The 1929-nt window shown below is 75.2% G+C and carries 1 protein-coding gene; it reads left to right on the top strand.

Going from position 1 to position 1929, the window contains the following annotated elements; all coding sequences use genetic code 11:
* Positions 1 to 1066, top strand: a 1066-nt coding sequence (locus tag AC5LUJ_RS13840; protein WP_493465052.1) for a hypothetical protein, incomplete at its 5' end; no start/stop codon positions are given.
* Positions 1067 to 1929 lie beyond the last annotated feature (863 nt).

The raw sequence follows: 1929 nt of genomic DNA, 5'->3' as shown, positions 1-1929 counted from the left end.
CCAGCACGGGGACCGCAGCGGTCTGGCTCCGGCACCTCCCGCGCCGGACGTGCCGGTGCCGCCGGCGGAGGACGACCCGGCGTCATGGGAGCAGACATCGCGGATCAGCCGGCGGACGCTGACCGGTCTGGCGACCGCGGCGGGGAGCGAGGCCACCGGGCCGGCCGGGGCGACGGCACGGCCCGGCGACGAACCGCGGTCGGTCTACCCGGCCACCGGCGCGGGCGCGACCGGGTATTTCAGCCGCCAGGCACCGGGGCGGCACGGACCCCGGCCGGAGACCGGTGATGCCGGTGTCCGGCCCGATTCCGACTTCACAGTCGTGCTCTCCCCAGTGCGGGTCACGCCACGTGACGCCTCCTCGGGGCGGTCCCCGGCGCCCGGGCCCGCCGAGCCTGCCACCGGCCGCCCCGGCGGCGAGCTGCCCGAGGAAGGATCGCCCGCCGGCCGCTCGCCTGGCAGCGGTGTACCCCGCGGGGACACGCTGGACGATCAGCCATCCGAAGAGGCGCAGTCATACCCCCCGCAGGTCACACAGCCCGCGAGGGGCGCGCGACCCGCGTCCGGTGCGGGCCCGGGCGGCTCGCGCCCGCGTTCGCCCGTGGAGCCGGAGCCCGATGTCGGTACGGAACCCGGTGGCCGGTTCGCCGGCATGCTCCTGACCATCGCCGGTGGCCTCGGCGGGATTGCCGCCACCCTGCCCTGGAGCACGATCAGTGACGGCGAGGAGAGCCGTACGTTCACCGGCCTGACGGTTGGTGATGGAAGGATCACTCTGATGCTGGCGGTCGTCCTGATGGTGATCGGTGCGGCGCATGTGGCCGGCCGCCGCTCGGGCGGCACGGGCGGCTCGGGCGGCACGGTGGCGATGCTGCTGGGGGCGGGAGTCGCCGTGTTCGCTGTCATGGATCTGGTCGCCGGACCGGCCTCGCTGTCGTCCTTTCGGGCCCTCTCCGCCAACCAGATCAGCGTCGTTCCCGCGTCGGGGCTGGTCCTGACCCTGGTGGCCGGGTCGCTCGCGTGTGTCGGCGGTTGGCTGCTGCGGCGTGGCCGTCATGGCGGATGATCCCGCCGGTGCCGGCCCGGCTGCCCGGCCGGACCGAGGAGCCGACGTGATCGGCCGTGCCCGCGGGAGCCATGCCCGCGGGGACCGGGTTCCACCGGACGTGATTGTCTTCCAGGAGGCGGAAGCGGCCGCGCGCGCCGTCCGGCCACGTGGTACGACCAGGAGTGACGGAGGACAAGACGTCACGAGCCGGGCAGGTGCCGGCCGGCGCTGCGCGTGCCGGATTCCGGGCCCCGGCTCCGGCCGGCCCACCGGGCCGGATCCCCGGCCCACCGGGCCGGATCCCCGGTCGGCCGGAGCCGGGTGACCGTCATCGGGCAGAAACGGGAGGAAGACGTGTCCGAGCAGGAACCGAGCCCGCGGGGACGCTCGGCGGTCGAGCCTGTGGCGGACGCGGGTCCCCCTGGCCGGAGGCGGCGCGATGATGCTTTTTTCGCGTTGCCGGAGGCCCGGATCCGCGGGTCGCTGTCCGGCCGGAGGCGACGCGATCATGCTTCTTTCGCGTTGCCGGAGGCTCGGGACTCCGGGCCGGTGCGTGGCCGAGGGCAGCACGATGATCCTCTTTTCGGGCCTGGTGCCACTGCCGGGGCTGGGCCGCCGGCCGGATCCCGGCTGCGGGAGCCGATCGAGGCGGCCCAGGAGCCGGAGGAGCAGATCTGGCGCTCCGAGGAGCAGCTCTGGGGGCCGCCTCCCGGGCAGGCCCGGGAGGATCAGGCCCGTGCGGTGTCCAGCACGGATCTGTCCAAGGGCCGGATGAGCGGCCCAGCCGGCGGTGCCGGCTCGCGGCCCCGGCCGACCGGTGGGGATGGCCGGAACAACACGGATGACGCGGACGACGCGGACGACGCGGACGACGCGGACGA

The organism is Protofrankia sp. CiP1_Cm_nod3 (assembly GCF_982290655.1).
Note: the sequence above shows the minus strand (reverse complement) of the source record. Positions and strands in the feature narration are given on the sequence as shown.